The organism is Streptomyces sp. NPDC006872 (assembly GCF_040635845.1).
Lineage (GTDB): Bacteria > Actinomycetota > Actinomycetes > Streptomycetales > Streptomycetaceae > Streptomyces.
This window is the reverse complement of record NZ_JBEYIL010000010.1, coordinates 163,661-181,732: the sequence shown is the minus strand read 5'-3', so window position 1 is coordinate 181,732 and position 18,072 is coordinate 163,661. Positions and strand designations below refer to the sequence as shown.

Below are 18,072 nucleotides of genomic sequence, written 5' to 3'. Positions count from 1 at the left end.
CCCGCAGAGCGGTGGCGAGCCGGGCGACCATGTGCTCGTGGATGGGGTGGCGGCCCAGCAGCAGGACCTCGATCAGGGCCCGGGTGCCGTCCCGGTCCCCGTGGGCCTTGCAGGCCTCGGCCCACCAGACGTCATGGACCGGGGTGAACTTGTCCGGGGACTTCGCCGGTTCCAGAGGCGGTCGCGGCCGGCAAGACACCGGGCCTTTTGACCAGGGCCTCCGGGCAGTGGTCCAGTACGAGGCGGGCCTGCCCGCACGCGTCGCGTGTCACGTCGGCAGAGAGCACAACGCTGTGCTCACAGGATGCGGAACTCCTTCACGGCCGGGTACGTCACGTCGGTGCAGCCTCGCCGCTTGGTGATGTCGTCGACGTATGCGCGGAACAGGGTGTTCAGCCGCTGGGAGCCGAGGATGTCGTCGTAGGTGTAGCTGGAACTGAGGGTGTGCAGGGCGGGCTTGCCGTCGCAGACGGAGGAGGCCCACCACCCTCCCTTGGTGTGTCCGGTCGTTCCCGGCTCGATGATCGCGTCGTCGGCGCCGAGGAGCTCGTATCCCACCGTGCTCGCTTCCGGGCCGAAGTAGGAGACGGTGCGCAGCCACCAGGGCGAGTGGGTGAGTGCGCTGCGTGCGTAATCGCGCTGGTCGTCGTCGAGGCCGTCGGCGATCCGGCCCACCTGGTCGGGGCTGACGGCCAGGAGGCAGCCTTCGAGGGGATTCGCTTCCTGGACGGGTACCGCGAGGGCGCGGTCGGGCAGCCTGTCCTGTCCCTGCTGCGTGAGGTGTGCGGCGAACCAGCGGCAGGAGCCGTCCGCTGTCTTGGCGGGGCGAAGGGTGGTCGGCACGGAGGCGAGCTGCCTGCTGGGCAGGGCGGCCAGCCGGGCCTTGCAGCCGATCCGGTCGGCTGCCGCTTCGGCGGCGGAGCGTGCGATGCGGGCGAGGCGTTCACGGTCCGCTGCGGAGACGTCGTCGTAGTCGGCGCGGGCGGTGACGTTCAGCAGCTCGGGGGCCGTCGCACGGCTGCCCGGGCCGCATTCGGCGCGGACGGTCGTGTACCAGTTCCCGTACCGGCCCAGGGTGCCGTCGCCGACCGGCCATGATTCGGAGCGCCGGTCTGCGACCGCCGTGACATCGCTCTTGTCGCTGACGCCACTATCGTAGAAGGGCTCGAGTCCGCTGTCGTCACCGATCCAGTTCATCGGCTCGGAGGCGTCGCTGCGCCGTACCGCCAGCGTGAACAGACTCGTGGTCCTGCCGGGGCCGGGCACTTTGTAGACGGTGCAGGAACTGTGCAGTTCGCTCGTATCGATCCGGTACTCGTCGTAGTCGCTGGCCTTCGCCCGGACCGTCCCTCCTTGCAGGTCCATCACCGCGGCTCCCGAGACGAGTCCGTCGCACGCCGCGCTGATGTCGCGCTCGCTGGACGCGCGGTCGCGGATGTCATCGGCCGTCAGCCAGCCCGCATACAGGCTCAGGCCTATCCCGCCCCACGCCGTCCACCGCCACAGCCTGTTCAGTCCCGCGCGCACTGCACACTCCCCCTCGTGAAACCCGTCCGGCGTGATCAATCTGCGCCGGTCGACGAGCGTAGAGGGCCGCCTGCCGGCAGGTTCAGGGCGGGGTCCGCGGCGGTTGTGGAGGGAGAGTCCCCACAGGCCCGCGGGTTCCGCGGCCACGCCGGCCGGAGCGCCTGCGAGATCGACGTCCTGTGTCGCTTTCTCACTCGCCCAGGGGCAGGACACACGTTCCGCGTAGTCCTGCGGGCGCGGAGGCCGCTCGTAGTCTGGTCGGGTCTCGTCGCCCGTGGGAGAGGAGTGTGCTCGTGTCGCCATGCGAGCCAGGGGCTTCCGGCTGGGCTGCGCGATGCCGTCTGCCGTGAACGTCGTCGGTCGCCGGAGCCGTCCGGCGTTCGGCGGGCTGCGTCGGCTGCGTCGGCTGACCGTGCAGGAGGTACGGGGCGGGGCCCGCATGATGGTGTGCGCCACGCTGTCGTGGTACCTGGCGGTCGAGTTGGGCATCAACAGTGCCCCCGTCGCTGCCGTGCTGCCCGCGGTGTTCACCCTGTCCGGGATCCCGCTGTGGGCCCCTCGGCTGGGGCTGTACCGCCTGGGCAGTGTCCTGCTCGGGGTCTGCATTGCGGCGGTTGCGCTGCGCTGGCTGCCCGTGTCCACGCTCTCCCTGGCCGTCGTGGTGAGCGCCGGATATCTCGCCAGTCTCCTGCTGCGCATCGACGGTGTTCCCAGCCAGCAGGTCCTCGTCAGCGCCGTGCTCGTGTTCGGTGTGCCCGTCTCCGGCTACCCGGAGCAGCGCGTCCTGGAGAACCTGGTCGGGATCGCGGTGGTCGTCCTCCTCGGCCCCCTGCTGTGGCCTCCCGACCCCTGCCGTCTCCTCTCCAGCCGGCTCGACGCCTACCGCGACCGCCTCGACGACCTGCTCAAGGACGACCTGCTCAAAGACGTGGGCCGCCACCCCGACCGGTCCCCGCTTCGTCAGGAGGCAGGGCGGACCGAGGGCCTGTGGCAGCAGCCGCACGACCTCGCACGGGATCTGGACCGGGCCCGGGCGGCGCTGCGCTGGAGTGTGACCCACCGCCGTTCGATCTCCGCGCTCGACAAGCTCGGCCACCGCATCCACCTGGCCGACCGCACCGCGGCTCCCCTGCACTGCCTCAGCGCGCAACTGCAAGCCTCAGACGGGCCGTCGGCGGCCGACCCCGCTGCCAGTCTCGCTGCCGGTCCCGCCTCGGACAGCCCCGGCCCCTTCCTGGAGGCCGTACGGCACGCACTCATCGTCGCGCTGGAAGGCGCCGACCCCACAGAGCCGATCAACCGGGCCCGGATGATCAGCCGACGGTACCGGCCTGCCTGTACCAGCCCCGGCCCCGGCCTCGGACCCGGCCCGCACGACAGCTTGCTTCGCGACATCCTGCTGCTCGTCCTCGACAACCTCGACGACTACCGCGCAGCGCATTTCACCGGCCGATGACCTCAAGTGGGCTGTCTGGGTGAAGACGGCGGCCCGGAGGTCATGCTCTGGGCGTGCTCAGGCTGGAGGACCGAAGACACAGGCCGACTGTGCTGCCGTCCCACGGCCATCCGTTCACGCGTCGTCAGACTGTCGGGACCTGTCCGACCTCTGCCGGGGCTTCGGTCCCCGATGAAGTGATGACTTCGGAGCTCCCGTTCCCGCGGTCGGTGAGGCCTCCGAGGAAGGCGAGGCCGAGGCCGGCGGCGGCGAGGGCCGCGCCGACCAGGGCGGGTGAGGCCCAGCCCCAGCCGGCCGAGATGGCCAGGCCGCCGAGCCAGGCGCCGCCGGCGTTGGCCAGGTTGAAGGCGGAGTGATTGGAGGCCGCCGCCATCGTCGGGGCGTTCTTCGCCTTGGCCATGAGCAGCATCTGCACGGGTGTGGTGACCAGGGCGCCCATCGCGCCCATGAAGGCGAGTGTCACCAGGGCAGGAACGGCGCTGTGGACCGTGAAGTAGAACGTCACGAGCGACGCGCCGAGCAGGGCGAGCCCGCCGTACAGCGTCGGACGCAGGGCGCGGTCGGTCAGCGGGCCCGCGATCAGTGTGCCCAGCGTCATTCCGATGCCGTAGAGCGCGAGGACCCAGGTGGTCGAGGAGTCGGAGAAGCCCGTCAGGTGGGTCAGGATCGGAACGAGGTAGCTGTAGACGGCGAAGAAGCCGCCGAATCCCACGACGGCGGTGGCCAGGCCGAGGGCGACCTGCTTGTTGCCCATGGCCCGCAGTTCGTGCCGGATGCCGGCCTGGCTGCTGCGGGGCTGGTGGGGAACGAAGGCGGCCAGTGCGGCCAGCGCGATGAGGCCGATGACGGCGACGGCGCAGTAGGCGTAACGCCAGCCCAGTTGCTGCCCGAGGGCCGTGCCGGCCGGGACGCCGACGATGTTGGCGATGGTGAGTCCGAGGAACATCCTCGACACGGCCCGCCCGGCTCGTTCGGGTGCGACCAGCCGGGAGGCCACGACGGCGCCGACGCCGAACAGCGCTCCGTGGGGCAGGCCCGCCAGGAATCGTGCGGCGAACAGCAGGCCGAAGTTGGGAGCGAGGGCGGACGCGACGTTGCCGACCACGAACAGAGCGGACAGCAGGAGCAGGAGTCGTTTGTGGGCGATGCGCGCGCCGATGCCCGTCAGCACGGGGGCGCCCACGACGACGCCGAGCGCGTAGGCGGAGACGATGTTGCCGGCGTGCGGCACAGATACGCCGACCCCGTCGGCGATCTGGGGCAACAGCCCCATCGTGGCGAACTCGGTCGTACCGATTCCGAACGCAACGAGGGCAAGGGCCAGCAGGGCCAGTGGCATAGAGCGGGAGTACCTTTCACGGGCGGCGATCCGGATGCGGCGGAGCAGACGGAACGATAGGTGTCCTGTGTCCTGCTCCTGTGTCCTGCTCCTGTGGCCAGTCGCGCCGGCCACCATTGCCCGGTGCGCCCCCCCAGGACAGGGAAGGCCCACAACGAGTGCAGCGACTGCACAGGCTCACGCATTCCAAGATCGGCCGACAGAAGCTATGGCCTGCATCACACCCTGAAGCGGCTCACCCGCGTGAGCAGTCGGGTTCGCCGGCCGCGTTCAGGAACTGTTGCAGGCGGGGCGGAGGTGGTGCTGCATGGACTCGGGCGGGTTCTTCGGCACGAGGTCCATCCTGCAGGGACACTCCCCGGGTAAGCCATCATCGTCGCTCTGGGGAGGGCGAGTGGGTGCGCTGGGGACGGACACGATGGTCGCGGTGGGCACGGGCAGGACGGTCGCGGTCGAGCTGGACGAGACGGCGTGCGAGTGCCTGGTCCGCACAGCGGTCTCGCTCAAGGAACAGGTCAGGGCGGTGATGAGGGCGCGGATCGTCCTGGCAGCGGCCGACGGCCTGAGCAACGGGCCATCGCGCGGTAGCCGGCGGTTCACGTGAACACGGTCCCCAAGTACGGTCCCCAAGTGGCGCGGCCGGTTTGCCTCCCAGGGCCCGGACGGGCTGAAGGACGCATCCCTCTCGGGCCGCCCCAAGCCCCATGGACCACGGGTCGCGTTGACGATCGCGGCCACCGCCACCAGCGCGCCCCCGCCCCCGCACCCACCCCCGGAGGCCGCCTGGTCGCATCGGGCGATCGCCGTTCTTGGCTGCGTTGGTGGTGTCGCGAGGTTGAGGGTGGAGGGGGTAGTTCCGGTCGCCGTGGAGCGGTGCCGATGCATGGGCAAGCGTCGATGCCGCTGTCGGTGTCGGTGACCTTGTTGCCGGTGTCGTAGCTGCCCGGGTCGAGTTCGGCGTAGGCCTTCAGCCCGGGTTCGGGTGCTGGTCGCTGCGATGCTGTTGACGATGACGTCGCGGCTGGCCAGCGGGCGGCCGCGCCAGTTCATGGAGATGTGGGAGAAGAGCCGGTGCCCGCTCAATCTTCCAGACGCGGTGCGAAGGTGACGGCGGCGGCCGGGCAGCCCGCCAGGGGTTCAGGTGGCCTTTGGCCAGCCGCGCAGTTGGGTGGCGATCCTCGCAGCGGTGCAGGTGGGGTCTCGCAGCAGGTCACGCAGGGCGACGGCGTCCTCCCGGGCGGGTTTGACCGGGATCCCTGAGGCCTCCAGATACATCACGCCCGTCGCCGCGGCCACAGCCATGTTGGAGCGCTCCAGCCATCGGCAGCGGCCGAGGATATGCACCAGGGCGGCGGCGCGGGCGTAGGGGCCGTCGTAGACGGGCTGGTCCAGCAGTTCGGCCCGGTGACTGGCGACCGCGGCCACCGGCACTCCGTAGTCGTCGGGGGCGGGATCTCCCGCGCCCGCGATCTCCGCGACCTGCAGGATCCAGGGGACGTCGATGTGCAGGTCCATTACGCGGCGTGGGTTCCGCGGGTGCGGCGGTCGGCGTCTTCGGCTTCGTCGAAGACGTCCTGGTGCTCGCTGAGGAAGCGCTCCGCGGCGTCCAGACCCCGCTGCCGCAGTCCTTCGGTGTCTTCCTGTACGAGGACGGCGATGTAGTCGCCGAGGCTCAGGCCCCGGTCCCTGGCCCGGGCTTCCGCCAGTTGCTTGATCTCGCTGTCGACGCGCGCGCCCAGTTGTGTCTTCGCCATACCCTGATGGTAACAGCTGTTACCATCACGCGGGGTCTCTGGAGGACCTCGCGACGCGGGCGGGCACGCGGCCCCGTGCAGCACCCCGGGCGCTGCAATTGCGGGGCGGTCGCTTCCTCCCGCCCGCACCAGGCCGCCGGAACCGGTCGAACTGAGCCCTGGACGCCACGTCAGCCTCGCCGGAGCCGAGGAGGAACTCGCCCGGCTCGGCGCCGGAACTCCTCCGGCCGTAGCGTCGTTGACCGCTCCGGCCGCCGCCAGCCAGACGACACGAAGGGGAGCAGCGACCATCCGTAGCGCTCGCCCGTCTTCTGGGGGGATCCCCAACCTCGCGGAGTTCGTCGCGAGCACCGGCGACGCGGCTCAACCACAGGCGTGATCGCTCCACTGGAGCGGCATCTCAGGCCCCGGGTGTTGTGGACCTCGGGTGTCACGCCTCCCGCACGCTGACAGCGGCGCGGTGATGGCGAGGCGCCTCGATCTCGTCGAGTAGCGCGATCGCCAGGTCCTCATATGTGATTCGGCTGGCCGGGTCGCCATGCTCGGCGATCCGGTACCGGCCGGCGCGCGTGCCCTCATGGTCGAAGTCGCCCGCCGGGGCCATGTACGTCCAGTCCAGGTCACACGTCCGCAACTCGTCGAGGCCCGCCGCGTGGCCGAGAGAGAAGACGCGGTACTCGTCCGGGAAGCCGGGCTCGTCCATCAGGGGAACACCGGACGCACCGGGCATGACCGACGCGAGCCCGACCACCACCAGGCGGCGCACGCCCGCCTTCGCCAGGCCGGTGGCCAGAGCGCGGGACGACACGGGGAAGAACTCGTGCGGTGGCACGGACAGGGTCGCGGCGGCGCTGATGGCGGCGTCATGCCCGGCGGCCGCATGCTCGATGCTCACGGTGTCTGTGACGTCGCCCGCCACGACCGGCACGTCGGTCAGGTCGCTGTAGCTCGCGGGGTCGCGCACCACGGCGGTAACCTGATGGCCGCGGCGGTGCGCCTCAGCGACAGCCTGCCGCCCCGCCCGGCCGCCCGCGCCGAAGACCACGATGTTCATGAGAACCACCTCTCGACAGAGCCGGAGCCCGTGCGCCCCGGCCGGTTCTCGGACGCTAGCGAAGGCCATGGTTACCGCTGGGATATCGGGGCTAGGGTGAAGCCATGAGGGAACCCCTGCCCGCCGACATGTTCGACGAACTGTGCCCTTCCTCGCTCAACCCGATCCGATTCGGCGACAAGTGGGCAGCGTTCATCATCCGTTGCCTTGAGCACGGGCCGCGCCGGTTCTCCGAGCTGCGTGTGCCGCTGAGCCGCGTCACTCCCAAGGTCCTCACTCAGTCGCTGCGGTCCCTCGAGCGAGATGGTCTGGTCAAGCGCACCGTCTACGCCGAGGCCACTCCGCATGTCGAATACGAGCTGACGCCGCTGGGCCGCAGCATGCTCCAACCGATGGCGGTCGCCCGCGCCTGGGCGGAGGAACACTGGGACGAACTACTCAACGCCCGCGAGTCGTACGACGACGCCACCCGCCTCGACCGCGCCGGATAACGCAGCGCGAAGTGGTCCTGCGCTGCAAGAAGTCAGGCTCACACAGACCGCCGCTTACGGACTGCCGGGCAGCGAATCGATCTCGGGTGTCCGTTCCAACGGGTCCGATCGAAGGAGCAGGCGAGGCGGATCGGTCTGGGCCAGATCCGCAGCCTCAGACGACCAGTTCAGAGAAGCCCACCGTGACCAGGACCTCGTCCACCTCTGCCACCGCGGCCTTGCCCACCGTAGTTCCTTCCGCCACGCCGTCGGGAAAGCGGTGCCCGCCGGAGCAGCGCGGGCAAGACCGCGAGACGAGGTCAGACCATCGAGGTACGCCCAAGTACCGCTGTGGATGGACGTGTTGGGGGCAACCGGAGGCCTAGCGTCGGCTGCATGACCACCAGACGTCGCAGAGCCGCTGCAGCTGCTCTGCTCACCCTCGCCCTGTCCGTCCCGCTCCTGGGCGCCGCACCCGCCGCCTCCACCGAGGGCGCGCAGACTCCCTCCCAGGTTCCGTACACGAGCGGGCCGGCGTTGCCGCTTCCCGCCGGTCCGTACTCGGTGGGCCGCCGCGTCCTGCACCTGGTCGACAGGCACCGCACTGACCCGTGGGTGCCGGCGGCCGGGAACCGGGAGCTGATGGTGTCGGTGTCGTACCCAGCGCGCGGGACGAGCGGTTCCCCGGCGGCATACATGACCGATGCGGAGGCGCAGCTCCTGTTGGAGGCCAGAGGGCTCGGCGGCGTGGTGCCCGCCGCAACGGTCGCAGGTGTTCGTACTCATGCTCAGGAAGGCGCACTCCCGGCGTCGGGGCGTTTCCCGTTGGCGCTGCTCTCTCCGGGGTTCTCGATGCCGCGCACCACACTCACGTCGATCGCCGACGATCTTGCGAGTCGCGGTTACGTCGTTGCCGCCGTGGACCACGCGTACGAATCCGTCGGCACGGCCTTTCCTGGGGGTCGGATGCTGACCTGTGTGGCCTGCGAGCGGGTCGACACGTCCGAGGACCGGGCAGCCGTGGTGCGCGGCCGGGCCAAGGACCTGTCCTTCGTGATCGACGAGCTGACGAAGGGCCGACAGGCGGGGGCGCTGTCCCTCGCGATCGACCCGAGCCGGATCGGGATCGCGGGGCATTCGATCGGGGGCGCGAGCGCCGCGGCAACCATGGCCGCCGATCACCGTGTGCGGGCCGGGGTTGACCTGGACGGTGACTTCTTCCTGCACCCTGCTGCTGCAGGGCTCGCCCGGCGCCCGTTCATGATGCTCGGCGCCGCGTCCACGCATCGCCCTGACAGTGAGAACACCGACTGGTCTGAGGCATGGAAGAACCTGAGCGGTTGGAAACGCTGGCTGACGGTGACCGGCGCTGAGCATTTCTCCTTCACGGATCTGCCTTGTCTTGCCGGTCAGTTGGGTCTGTCGGACCCCGCTGTGCCGCTCTCCGGAGAACGCGGTTGGTACATAACTCGCGACTATGTGGCAGCCTTCTTCGACCTTCATCTACAGGGCATACCGCAGCCGATCCTCGACGGGCCCGGGGCCGCGTATCCCGAGGTCGTTGTCCGGCAGCCGTGAGGCGACCGCACGGCGGGTCACGGCGGGCCAGGGCGTCCCGTGCGGCTTCGGCGGCGAGCTCCTTCTGGACGAGGACGACGTCGTCGGCGTCCGGGTCGTGACCGTGCTCAGGGCCACGGTGGCGAGCAGCTGGGCGATGCGCTCCCGCTTCGCGAGCTCCGCCCGACCGCGCTCGTCGTCAGCGAAGTGTTCGAGGTGGGAGTCCGGGCGCGCATCGAAGCAGGCATCCTTGATGGCCGCCGCCACGGTGGCCGCGGTCACCCCCTTCGCCCGTCGGCGCACCCCGCGCCGGCCGATGCGGGCTTGGTCGACCGGCTGGCTCGCGGGGCACGGTCGCGTGGAGGAAACGGGACGGCAGACGGTGCGCCGGGGCGGCCAAGGGCTGCTCGTCACGGCGTCGCAATCGGGGTGCGAATAAGGTGCGGGCCACCGCCAGAGCGCTGTGCGGCGGCCCGCCGAATATGGTTTATAGCAGGCCTAGAATTCCGTGTGGTCAGAACTGGAAATCTATGGACCGCCCGTGCGTGAAATCCACTCGGAGGCCTTCTGAGCTTTTGCGCATTTCGGCGTGTGCCGGGTGAACACCCTTTGCTCCGCCCGCGTCAGGGCCTCCAGGACCTTCCCACGGCGCGGGGCCTGCCGCTCGGCACCCACGTCTCACCCGGCGCCCTCGCCCCGCGATCGGCAGCCGGCTGTGGCTCGCCGACCAGTTGCTCGCCACGGTCGACGTCCCGATACGGCACGCCATTCTGCTCACCGACGACCGCACTGAGCACAAGGCGCGCGGGAGCTGTGGGCCGTGCTCGACGCCTGCGCCGGACGTTTCACCTGTGACGCCCGAGGCGTCGGTACCGGCTGGGAGGTCAAGGAGCTCGCCGGGATCGCCTCGGCGCTGCTGGGCTCCGTCGACATCGTCGCCGACCCCGCCGGCCTGGCCGACGACTTCCGGCAGATGATGGAGAACGCGCTGGGCAAGGGCGTGGCCGATGTGGCGCTGGCGCGTCTGGACCCCGCAGGGCTCCGAGGTCAAGTGGGTCAAGCAGGTCGCCCCCAGGGCTGCGGCCATGAGCACCATCAACGCCGCCAACACCCTGTAGAGGGTGGCACTGCGCATCCGTACCCGCCCAGGACGCCCCCGTCCCGGCGCCCAACAGGCTGCCGGCCAACAGGCTGCCGGCCGCTGACATCGGCCCCGGGCCTCGCCGCGTCGGCACGGACCGCAGGCCTGCGCCCCACCGCGATCGCCGTGGGAGCACACGCCTGCGAGCCGCCGCTGTCGAACCCCCTCGCCTTGACCTTCGAGCCAAGTGGAAGGTCTACCGTCGAGGGCATGAGAGCCATGCGGATCTCCCAGCTGGCCCAACGCAGCGGCGTTCCGGCCACCACCCTGCGCTTCTACGACAGCGCCGGACTGCTGTCCGCCGACCGGACCCCGGCCGGATACCGGTCCTACGCCGAGGACGCCCTGGAGCGTCTGGCCTTCATCGGCGCAGCCAAGAACCTCGGCCTGCCCCTGGAAGAGATCGGCGAACTGCTCGCCGTGTGGGAAAGCGGAGCCTGCCACGAAGTGAAAGCCGACCTGCGCCCCCGGATCGCCGCCCGCCTGGACGAGGCCGGACGCCGCGTCGCGGAACTGACCGCGTTCACCGCCTCCCTGCACTCCACACTGGAACACCTGGACGCACTGCCCGACCGGCTCGGACGATGTGATCCGGAGTGCGGCTTCCTCGCCCCTGCCGCCCACCAGCCCACGGCCACCCCGGTCGATGTGACGCTCGCCCCCGGCCGCAAGGCCGCAGAACAGCAAGTGGAACTCCGGGGAAACGCACCCGTGGCCTGCTCGCTGACCGGCGACGGCATCACCGAGCGGGCCGGCCGATGGCACCAGATCCTCGACGGAGCCGACCGAGTCGCCATCGCTGACGGGCATACGACTGACCTTGCCCGCCGACCGAGCCGCGGCGGCAGCCGAACTCGCCGCCGCCGAGAAGCAGTGCTGCCCGTTCCTCGACTTCCGCCTCCACCTCGACGGCCGGTGCCTCCACCTTGAAGTGCGTTCCCCCGCCGACGGCGCGGACATACTCGCCGACCTGTTCGGCACAGCCCCCTGACCCGGCCCGCACCACCTTCAAAGCCGCCCTGCCAGAAAGACCACTGACGTGCTCGTCGCCCGCTCCATCGCCCTGTTCGTCGTCGCCGCCCTGTTCGAGATCGGAGGAGCCTGGCTGGTCTGGCAGGGCATCCGCGAACACAAGGGATGGATCTGGATCGGCGCCGGCGTGATCGCCCTCGGCCTTTACGGAGTCGTGGCCACCTTCCAGAGCGACGACAACTTCGGGCGCATCCTGGCCGCGTACGGCGGGATCTTCGTCGCAGGGTCGATCGCCTGGGGCATGATCGCCGATGGCTACCGACCCGACCGTTTCGACGCCATCGGCGCCCTGGTCTGCCTCGCCGGAATGGCAGTGATCATGTACGCCCCGCGCGGCAACTGACCCATCAGGCTACCGGCCTTCAGCGCAGGGCGGATTCTCGCCGGCGTGCCACCACCCGAGCGGACCCGGTCTCACCATCCGCTGGTCAGCGAAGCCCAGTTCAACGACCTGGCCTACTCGGGTTCGGGTGTGGTGGCGATGAGGATCTGTGCGGCCTGGGTGACGTTGTCGGCGCGGACGGCGCGGGCCATCGCTTCGCGGGCGGCGTCGGCTGTGGTGTCCGGGGGAACCACCAGCAGGGCGAAGTGGTCGTTGTCGCCGCGGGTGATGAGGACGGTGTCGTCGCCGACCGGGTCGGAGTCGAGGTGCACGACCTGGTCGTCGATGACCAGGCGGGTCGGGAGCTCCTTCCAGGCGGACGCGTCCACGCCCACCCTGGTGATCGGCCCGAGATGCCCGGTCAACACGCTGATCAGCGCGGGCAGTTCGGTCTCGATGTCGCGCGTGCGCGGCCACCACGCGCCGTCCAGGAGCCCCTCCCGGGAGCGTGTGGTCTCCAGCCGCAGCAGGGCCGCACCCGGTTTGACCGCCTGGTGGATCGCATCCGGCAGCAGCAGTGGGGGCGTGTGGGGGAGGTCGGTGTCAGCCATGTGGGTCCGCCCGTCTACGGGGTGCGGCTGTGCGTCGTCGCAGTTCGCAGCCGACGCCGGTACCCGCCCGGCGGCATGCACGAGCCCGCCGTCATTTCACGATACTCCCGCCGGCAGATCCAGCGTCTGCTGGAAAATACCTGGTCACGACGGTCATAGCCCGCCGAACAGGCGTACAGTGAAAGCACCGGAGGTACTTCGCACACCGGCTTTCACGCGGGTGTCATTTCCGGCGACCACGAAAAACCGGGCTGTCGACGGACAGCCCGGGGGCAGGTCCTCATCATGACCACGACCCTCGACCGGACCGCGCCCCGCGACCTCGCCGCAGAGCTTCCGGCACGCTTGTCCCTCACCCCGAAGACCACGCTCGCAGGCCAGCTGGATGGGGCTTGGTGGCCCTACTCCCGCGACCTCGAAGCCGAGCTCCCACCGCTCGCCGCCGCCCTGGAGGAACCCTGGGGGCGCATCACGCGCGTCACCGTGAACCCCACCCGCTGGCCCGTCGTCCCGCACAAGGTTGCCGTGGACGGGCGCATGCTGCACGTGGGCTGGTTCACAGAACAGGACCCCGACAAGCTCATCCTGCTTTCCTACACCGTCGGACGCTGGGACCTCCTCGTCATTCCGCCCGAGACCGCACCCGCAGCTGCGGCCCGCCTGATGGCCGCCGCAGCGATCCCTGGCAGCGTCCTCACCGCGGGCGTCCTGATGACCAACGACGTCGTCACGGGGCGCGGCATCCGTGACGCCGTGCGCCGGGAAGCCACCTGGGAGGGCGAAGGCGGAGCCTGCATGTCCCCGTTCGGGAGCCCGATGAGGCGAAGCGCCCTCCCGCTGCCCGGAAGCGGCTGGAGGTGAGTTCCGTGGAGACCCTCGTCATCATCGCGGTGATCGTCCTCGCGATCGGCATCGGGATGCGCCTGATCCACCTGCTCAATGCCCAGCACGACGCACGGATCGCGGCCCACCACTTCAGCGACCCCCTGCCGAGACCTCCCGGCCTGCCGGACGACACCGGTCGTCGCACCCACCGCACGGATGACCGGTGAGGAACGGAACCTCCTCCGACCGGGGGCAGCGGGCGGGACGCCACGGCGTCCCCACCCCGTCGGCTTCTCGCCCACCCCGAAGGGAACACGCCCACGTGAAGTACATCGAGACCCAGACACTGGCCTCGCTCGGGCACGCCGAGGTACGGATCATCGCGCACACACCCCAAGCCGCCCGAGCGGTCGCGGAGGCGCTTCGCCACTGCTTCGCCGGAACGGAACAGCGCAGCTATCCCGGCTTGGACGGCGCCACCCGCCTCCACCTCACCGTGGACACTGCAACACCCGCCGGCCCCGCCCGCTCCTGGCTGGCCGCCAGCCGGAGCTCCGTCGGCACCGGCGCCCACGCCGACGAGACCTGAGAGCCTCCACGGGCCCCGGAACCGACCCTCGCACACGGAAGGAAGCGGCGGTCATGGCCACACTGCGCGAGCGCAAGACCTACCGCGATCAGGTGCTCCGGGTCCTGAACGACGCCGTCGAAGGCAACCGCCTCCTCGGCATCACCGGAGCACGAGAACGGGGCCTAATCCTCCCGGACCGGCACCACCGGGGAGACCCCCGTTCAACTTCAACACACTGAACTCGACAGGGAACGCACCTGGTCCGACGACACCACCCATGTGATCCACGAATCACAGACCCTGCGCATCGAGCGCGTCCACGAAGCCCCTCACCGACGCCGGTTGGAAACACACCGTCGACGGACGCTGGATCCGCTGGACGAGTCTGTCCACAGACGTCGGCATCCAGCTCGACGCCTTCGCCGCCCTGGGCGAGGGATGGCAGAACCGGCGATCCCCGCAGTTGCCGCGGCGGGGATCATCCGATGTCGGGCAACGCCGGGGAACGACTGGGGCCTGTCTTCAGTCGCTCCTCGGCCTCGGCCGAAGCGATGGCCGCACTTCACCCCCTCTACCGTTCGAGGAACTCTAGAGCCGTCTCCACGAACTGCCGGTGGAACTGGAAGATGCCGCCGTGCCCGGCGTCGGGGTAGATCACCAACTCGGCGTTCGGCAGTCGCCGCGCGAGGTCGGCCGAGTTCTTCGACGGAACCATCCTGTCGTTGTCGCCGTTCGCGACGAGCACGGGCTGGTGGACGACGGAGAGATCCTGGGGCTTTTCCAGGCCCCAGCGGTGTATGGCCTTGAGCTGGTTGTTGTACGCGATGGGGGACATCGTCTTGTCCCGGTCGACGGTGCGCTCCTTCAGGCGGGCCAGGAACTCCTTGCCGGCCCGGCGCCCGCCCGCGGTGCGGGTGAAGAAGAGGAACTGCTTCGGATCCTGGAAGGTGAGCAGGGCTCGGGCGGTGTCGAGATGGGACAACACCGTCACGTTCTTGATGCCCTCGCCCCCTGCGGGACCGGTGCCGCTGAGGATCAGCCTGCGGACGAGCTGCGGATCGGTCTGCACGATCACCTGCGCGATCATGCCGCCCATCGAGAAGCCGTGGATGTCGACGTGCTCCAGCCCGAGCGCCCGGATGAAGGTGACGGCGTCCTTGGCCATCTCCTGGATGGTGCGCGGGGTCGAACCGGTGGAAGTGCCGACGCCCCTGTTGTCGAACGTGATGACCCGGCGCTTGGCGGCGATGCCGTCGACGACCCGGGGGTCCCAGTTGTCGAGGACCCCGTAGAGGTGGTTGAGAAAGACCACCGGGACGCCGGAGCGGGGACCGAGCTCGCGGTAGGCGAACGTCACTCCCCCGGCGGTGACGGTGCGGGTCGGTGCGTTCTTGTACGACGTCACCACGTCGCCTCGTACTTCCTGTGAGTCACTCACGGTCGTGCCCTTCAGCTTGGGGTTTCTGCGACGACGCCGCCCCGCCTCCTCGGATGGCGAGGGCACAGAGCAGACAACCGCGTCTCCCGGCTGCGGCTGCAGGCGCGGGGTCGACGTCACAGGCGTGGGCATCGGAACCCTGAGCGGTCGAGCCTCTCAGCATCACGTCGACGATTAAAGTATGACCGTAATTCTATCGAGCGGCAAGCCGCCTGCTCGGCCGTCCGGACTCGGGAGACCTCGAGACACTCGCCGCTGTTGAGGCTGACCAGCTCACAGTTGGGCCTGTTCCAGGAGGTCAGGCAGGGAGAGGTCGCGGGCCTGCGGCTTCTTGGCGTCCTGGCCCTGTTGGAACAGTCATCGATGGGCATTCGAGAGCGCGACCGCAAGGCGCACCGGCCGCCGCGGCGGACCGACCACGCGGCGCCCCGAACCGGTTGATGTCGGCGGGTCGTTGGATGTCATACCGGCAGGAGAAACCGCAGTCCACCTGGGACAGCCGCCTGGCGCGCCGAGCAACAGCCACCCGCTGAACCACAGACGAGCGGAGACGACCAGCCGGACGGCCGTGCACAGCTCGGCGATCCGACCACCCCATTCCGCGTCCACATCCACGACTCGGAAGTCAAGCAGTCACAGAGCCGCACCGGCCGTCTCCACAGGCACTCGACGCGGTCACTCCTCTCTCGACCACAAGGCCACTTGCCAACAACCGACCCCTCATGCATAAAATTATGAACGTAATTTAATTAACCAGGGAGGCCAGTGATGGCGACAACTCGGCCGGTAGCACTCGTGACGGGTGCGTCCTCCGGTATCGGAAGGGCGGCCGCGCTCGCGCTCGCCGCAGCAGACTTCGAGACGGTGGGAACGAGCCGGAGGTCATCGGTGATCGCCCGTCGCGACGGCGTGACTTTCCTCGCCCTCGATGTGACCGACGACGAATCGGTCGCTGCCGCGGTCGGGGAGGTGATCGATCGGTTCGGGCGGATCGACGTCCTGGTCAACAACGCCGGCATCGGTTCCTCGGGCGCCGACGAGGAGAACTCCGTCGCGCAGGCTCAGCGCGTCTTCGACATCAACGTCTTCGGTGTGATGCGCATGACGAAGGCCGTCCTGCCGCACATGCGCACCCAGGGAAGCGGGCGCGTCATCAACATCTCGTCCATCCTCGGGTTCATCCCCCAGCCCTACATGGCCGCCTACGCGGCCTCCAAGCACGCGATCGAGGGGTACACCGAGTCCCTGGACCACGAGATCCGCGAACACGGGGTCCGAGCCCTTCTCGTCCAGCCTGCCGGCACCAACACCTCGTTCGAGTCGAACGCCGTCGCGCCCGACATGCCCATGCAGATCTACGCGGAGCAGCGGCGCATCGCCGACCAGCTGGCAGCGGCGTTCAACGATGACGGCGACGACCCCGCCACCGTCGCGAAGGCGATCGTCGCGGCCGCCACCGACGCCAAGCCGAAGCTGCGGTACGGCGCCAGCCGGAACGCGCGGCGCATCAGCACAGCGCGCCGCATGATTCCCGCCGGGGCCTTCGACGGACAGATCCGCAAGATCAACAAGCTCGTCACCTGAAAGCAGCGGACAACGCCTCACGGCACCCGCGAAATCTCGCGCACGCCCGTCGAACAGGAGAAGGACTTCATGAGCACGTATCTGGCAGACAACGCCGAGGACCTCACCGTCGAGGGCCCTTCCGCGACGTTCACCTACCGGCGGTTCGGGCCGCGGGGCGGTGTCCCGCTGGTCCTGCTGAACCGCTTCCGCGGCACCATCGACTGGTGGGACCCGGAGTTCCTGGACCGCCTGGCCGGCGGCCACGACGTGATCGTGTTCGACAACGTCGGCGTCGGCTACACCGACGGCGAGCCGCGCGACTCCCTCGATGGATTCGCCCAGGGCGCCGTCGAGTTCATCGACGCCCTCGGCCTCGCGCAGGCCGACCTCCTCGGCTGGTCCCTCGGCGGCATCGTCGCCCAACGGGTGGCCGTGCGCCGCCCCGAACTGGTGCGCAAGCTCGTCGTGGCGGGCAGCGGACCGGCCGGCTGGGTGCCCGACGCACCGCCCTTCAGCGAGAAGGTCCTGGGCATCATGGCCAAGCCCGATGCCGACCTGGAGGACATGCTCTACCTCTTCTACCCCGAGACGGAGACCGCCCGCGCAGCCGGCCGCGAGCACTTCGACCACGTCTCCACCCGGCTCGCCGCAGGCGGCCCCGCGGTCTCCGAGACGGCCGCCCAGGGCATGCTCACCGCCGCCGCCACCCTCCTGGCGGCACCTTTCGACGAGGTGGTGGCGGAACTCGAGGCCATCCAGCAGCCCGTCCTCTACGCCAACGGCCTGCACGACGTGATGATCCCCGCCCACAACTCCTACGTCGCGGTCCAGCACCTCGCCAACGCCACCCTCGTCCTCTACTCCGGTGCCGGCCACGCCTTCCTCTTCCAGTACGCCAAGGCCTTCACCAAGCAGGTCACCGACTTCCTCGCCAACTGACCACGCCCGACGACCCGAGTGACGCCGAGTCGGCGGCCCAGCCAGTGGCACATCTGACGGGGCACCGCTTCACCGGGCCGGCCGAGCCTGCGCCGACCTCCCGGGGCGTCCTACTCACACTTTCGTGCCCTCGCTTCACGGCTCACGCCGCTCTACCCCACCGGCTACCAGATCATGGTCAGGGCAGGGCGCATTGTGCATCCTCCAGCGCTGCGTCAGTCCAGGATCTGCGGGACCTGCACAGAGGCTGCGGAACTACCCCCGCACCCTGAGGCGGACCACGACCCGCCGCGAGCCCAACGGTCTCTCGTCGAGGCTGCGGTGGTACGAACTGTGGACGCGCCTCGCCTGCTTCCGGCAGTCCGGGCACCGGCCCGCACTGCCGGTGGACACCGCCTCGACCACCAGGGCGCCGGAGGAGTCGCTGACACGCTCCACGCACACCGATCCTGGGAAACAGCACATCCTCA

At 69.7% G+C, this 18,072-nt stretch carries 21 protein-coding genes and 2 pseudogenes; 13 read left to right on the top strand and 10 right to left on the bottom strand.

Annotation, left to right across the window (positions count from 1 at the left end):
- Positions 1-297 precede the first annotated feature (297 nt).
- Positions 298-1,527 carry a hypothetical protein gene (locus ABZ725_RS28560; protein ID WP_358805401.1) on the bottom strand — a complete coding sequence of 410 codons (1,230 nt, stop codon included), beginning with the start codon at positions 1,525-1,527 and terminating at the stop codon, positions 298-300.
- Positions 1,528-1,828: 301 nt separating this feature from the next.
- Here ABZ725_RS28560 and ABZ725_RS28555 point away from each other — a divergent pair, with 301 nt between their 5' ends.
- Positions 1,829-2,983, top strand: coding sequence for a hypothetical protein (locus tag ABZ725_RS28555; RefSeq protein WP_358805400.1), 1,155 nt, complete (start codon positions 1,829-1,831; stop codon positions 2,981-2,983).
- 124 nt (positions 2,984-3,107) lie between these two features.
- Here the strand turns inward: ABZ725_RS28555 and ABZ725_RS28550 are convergent, their stop codons facing one another.
- Entirely contained in the window at positions 3,108-4,322 is a 1,215-nt protein-coding gene (locus ABZ725_RS28550) for an MFS transporter (RefSeq protein ID WP_358805399.1), read from the bottom strand.
- A 394-nt stretch (positions 4,323-4,716) separates the two neighbouring features.
- Between ABZ725_RS28550 and ABZ725_RS28545 the strand changes: the two genes are divergently transcribed.
- Positions 4,717-4,926: a hypothetical protein gene (locus tag ABZ725_RS28545; RefSeq protein WP_358805398.1), complete on the top strand. Its 210-nt coding sequence runs from the start codon at positions 4,717-4,719 to the stop codon at positions 4,924-4,926.
- A 301-nt stretch (positions 4,927-5,227) separates the two neighbouring features.
- Here the strand turns inward: ABZ725_RS28545 and ABZ725_RS28540 are convergent.
- The 4 genes and pseudogenes from ABZ725_RS28540 to ABZ725_RS28525 form a co-directional block, all read right to left on the bottom strand.
- Positions 5,228-5,396, bottom strand: a pseudogene (locus ABZ725_RS28540) (ISAzo13 family transposase); the annotation flags it as partial.
- A 63-nt stretch (positions 5,397-5,459) separates the two neighbouring features.
- Entirely contained in the window at positions 5,460-5,837 is a 378-nt protein-coding gene (locus ABZ725_RS28535) for a fic family toxin-antitoxin system, toxin component (protein ID WP_358805397.1), read from the bottom strand.
- Entirely contained in the window at positions 5,837-6,076 is a 240-nt protein-coding gene (locus tag ABZ725_RS28530) for a hypothetical protein (protein ID WP_358805396.1), read from the bottom strand. The genes ABZ725_RS28535 and ABZ725_RS28530 overlap by 1 nt, the downstream gene beginning before the upstream one ends.
- Positions 6,077-6,506: 430 nt before the next feature.
- Positions 6,507-7,130, bottom strand: a complete 624-nt coding sequence (locus tag ABZ725_RS28525) for an NAD(P)H-binding protein (RefSeq protein ID WP_358805395.1) — start codon at positions 7,128-7,130, stop codon at positions 6,507-6,509.
- Between the two features lie 104 nt (positions 7,131-7,234).
- On the opposite strand from ABZ725_RS28525, the gene ABZ725_RS28520 reads away from it, so the two are divergent.
- Together ABZ725_RS28520 and ABZ725_RS28515 are read left to right on the top strand one after the other, a co-directional pair.
- Entirely contained in the window at positions 7,235-7,621 is a 387-nt protein-coding gene (locus ABZ725_RS28520) for a helix-turn-helix domain-containing protein (protein WP_358805394.1), read from the top strand.
- 375 nt (positions 7,622-7,996) lie between these two features.
- Positions 7,997-9,178 carry an alpha/beta hydrolase gene (locus ABZ725_RS28515; RefSeq protein ID WP_358805393.1) on the top strand — a complete coding sequence of 394 codons (1,182 nt, stop codon included), beginning with the start codon at positions 7,997-7,999 and terminating at the stop codon, positions 9,176-9,178.
- On the opposite strand, the gene ABZ725_RS28510 is transcribed toward ABZ725_RS28515, so the two are convergent.
- Complete coding sequence (locus tag ABZ725_RS28510; RefSeq protein ID WP_358805392.1) at positions 9,104-9,439, bottom strand: hypothetical protein; 336 nt, start codon at positions 9,437-9,439, stop codon at positions 9,104-9,106. The two genes, ABZ725_RS28515 and ABZ725_RS28510, sit on opposite strands and share 75 nt — an antisense overlap.
- Positions 9,440-9,855: 416 nt before the next feature.
- Here ABZ725_RS28510 and ABZ725_RS28505 point away from each other — a divergent pair.
- The 3 genes and pseudogenes from ABZ725_RS28505 to ABZ725_RS28495 all read left to right on the top strand — a co-directional run.
- Positions 9,856-10,230 (top strand): annotated as a pseudogene (locus tag ABZ725_RS28505) (hypothetical protein); the annotation flags it as partial.
- Positions 10,231-10,508: 278 nt separating this feature from the next.
- Positions 10,509-11,228 carry a MerR family transcriptional regulator gene (locus ABZ725_RS28500; protein ID WP_358805391.1) on the top strand — a complete coding sequence of 240 codons (720 nt, stop codon included), beginning with the start codon at positions 10,509-10,511 and terminating at the stop codon, positions 11,226-11,228.
- Positions 11,229-11,337: 109 nt separating this feature from the next.
- Positions 11,338-11,673, top strand: a complete 336-nt coding sequence (locus ABZ725_RS28495) for a YnfA family protein (RefSeq protein WP_358805390.1) — start codon at positions 11,338-11,340, stop codon at positions 11,671-11,673.
- Between the two features lie 113 nt (positions 11,674-11,786).
- Here the strand turns inward: ABZ725_RS28495 and ABZ725_RS28490 are convergent, their stop codons facing one another.
- Positions 11,787-12,263 carry a DUF5994 family protein gene (locus tag ABZ725_RS28490; protein WP_358805389.1) on the bottom strand — a complete coding sequence of 159 codons (477 nt, stop codon included), beginning with the start codon at positions 12,261-12,263 and terminating at the stop codon, positions 11,787-11,789.
- A gap of 285 nt (positions 12,264-12,548) precedes the next feature.
- Between ABZ725_RS28490 and ABZ725_RS28485 the strand changes: the two genes are divergently transcribed.
- The 4 genes from ABZ725_RS28485 (at position 12,549) to ABZ725_RS28470 (ending at position 13,898) form a co-directional block, all read left to right on the top strand.
- Entirely contained in the window at positions 12,549-13,124 is a 576-nt protein-coding gene (locus ABZ725_RS28485) for a DUF5994 family protein (protein ID WP_358805388.1), read from the top strand.
- Between the two features lie 5 nt (positions 13,125-13,129).
- Positions 13,130-13,315 (top strand): hypothetical protein, encoded by a 186-nt coding sequence (locus ABZ725_RS28480; protein WP_358805387.1) that lies wholly within the window; start codon positions 13,130-13,132, stop codon positions 13,313-13,315.
- Between the two features lie 95 nt (positions 13,316-13,410).
- Positions 13,411-13,677, top strand: a complete 267-nt coding sequence (locus ABZ725_RS28475; RefSeq protein WP_351919407.1) for a hypothetical protein — start codon at positions 13,411-13,413, stop codon at positions 13,675-13,677.
- Between the two features lie 53 nt (positions 13,678-13,730).
- The gene (locus ABZ725_RS28470) at positions 13,731-13,898 is read left to right on the top strand and encodes a hypothetical protein (protein WP_358805386.1); all 168 of its coding nucleotides are present in this window, start codon (positions 13,731-13,733) and stop codon (positions 13,896-13,898) included.
- 332 nt (positions 13,899-14,230) lie between these two features.
- On the opposite strand, the gene ABZ725_RS28465 is transcribed toward ABZ725_RS28470, so the two are convergent.
- Positions 14,231-15,097 carry an alpha/beta hydrolase gene (locus ABZ725_RS28465; protein ID WP_358805385.1) on the bottom strand — a complete coding sequence of 289 codons (867 nt, stop codon included), beginning with the start codon at positions 15,095-15,097 and terminating at the stop codon, positions 14,231-14,233.
- Between the two features lie 768 nt (positions 15,098-15,865).
- Here ABZ725_RS28465 and ABZ725_RS28460 point away from each other — a divergent pair.
- Together ABZ725_RS28460 and ABZ725_RS28455 are read left to right on the top strand one after the other, a co-directional pair.
- The gene (locus ABZ725_RS28460) at positions 15,866-16,681 is read left to right on the top strand and encodes an oxidoreductase (protein WP_358805384.1); all 816 of its coding nucleotides are present in this window, start codon (positions 15,866-15,868) and stop codon (positions 16,679-16,681) included.
- Between the two features lie 69 nt (positions 16,682-16,750).
- Positions 16,751-17,602 carry an alpha/beta hydrolase gene (locus ABZ725_RS28455; RefSeq protein ID WP_358805383.1) on the top strand — a complete coding sequence of 284 codons (852 nt, stop codon included), beginning with the start codon at positions 16,751-16,753 and terminating at the stop codon, positions 17,600-17,602.
- Between the two features lie 255 nt (positions 17,603-17,857).
- Here the strand turns inward: ABZ725_RS28455 and ABZ725_RS28450 are convergent, their stop codons facing one another.
- Positions 17,858-18,040 carry a hypothetical protein gene (locus ABZ725_RS28450; RefSeq protein WP_358805382.1) on the bottom strand — a complete coding sequence of 61 codons (183 nt, stop codon included), beginning with the start codon at positions 18,038-18,040 and terminating at the stop codon, positions 17,858-17,860.
- Positions 18,041-18,072: the final 32 nt, after the last annotated feature.

Excerpts from the sequence above, each read along its gene's own strand:
- ABZ725_RS28460 (WP_358805384.1), top strand. The coding sequence starts at position 15,866 with ATGGCGACAACTCGGCCGGTAGCACTCGTGACGGGTGCGTCCTCCGGT.
- ABZ725_RS28550 (WP_358805399.1), bottom strand. The coding sequence starts at position 4,322 with ATGCCACTGGCCCTGCTGGCCCTTGCCCTCGTTGCGTTCGGAATCGGT.
- ABZ725_RS28490 (WP_358805389.1), bottom strand. The coding sequence starts at position 12,263 with ATGGCTGACACCGACCTCCCCCACACGCCCCCACTGCTGCTGCCGGAT.
- ABZ725_RS28525 (WP_358805395.1), bottom strand. The coding sequence starts at position 7,130 with ATGAACATCGTGGTCTTCGGCGCGGGCGGCCGGGCGGGGCGGCAGGCT.
- ABZ725_RS28455 (WP_358805383.1), top strand. The coding sequence starts at position 16,751 with ATGAGCACGTATCTGGCAGACAACGCCGAGGACCTCACCGTCGAGGGC.
- ABZ725_RS28530 (WP_358805396.1), bottom strand. The coding sequence starts at position 6,076 with ATGGCGAAGACACAACTGGGCGCGCGCGTCGACAGCGAGATCAAGCAA.
- ABZ725_RS28485 (WP_358805388.1), top strand. The coding sequence starts at position 12,549 with ATGACCACGACCCTCGACCGGACCGCGCCCCGCGACCTCGCCGCAGAG.
- ABZ725_RS28555 (WP_358805400.1), top strand. The coding sequence starts at position 1,829 with ATGCGAGCCAGGGGCTTCCGGCTGGGCTGCGCGATGCCGTCTGCCGTG.
- ABZ725_RS28500 (WP_358805391.1), top strand. The coding sequence starts at position 10,509 with ATGAGAGCCATGCGGATCTCCCAGCTGGCCCAACGCAGCGGCGTTCCG.
- ABZ725_RS28520 (WP_358805394.1), top strand. The coding sequence starts at position 7,235 with ATGAGGGAACCCCTGCCCGCCGACATGTTCGACGAACTGTGCCCTTCC.
- ABZ725_RS28515 (WP_358805393.1), top strand. The coding sequence starts at position 7,997 with ATGACCACCAGACGTCGCAGAGCCGCTGCAGCTGCTCTGCTCACCCTC.
- ABZ725_RS28535 (WP_358805397.1), bottom strand. The coding sequence starts at position 5,837 with ATGGACCTGCACATCGACGTCCCCTGGATCCTGCAGGTCGCGGAGATC.
- ABZ725_RS28470 (WP_358805386.1), top strand. The coding sequence starts at position 13,731 with ATGGCCACACTGCGCGAGCGCAAGACCTACCGCGATCAGGTGCTCCGG.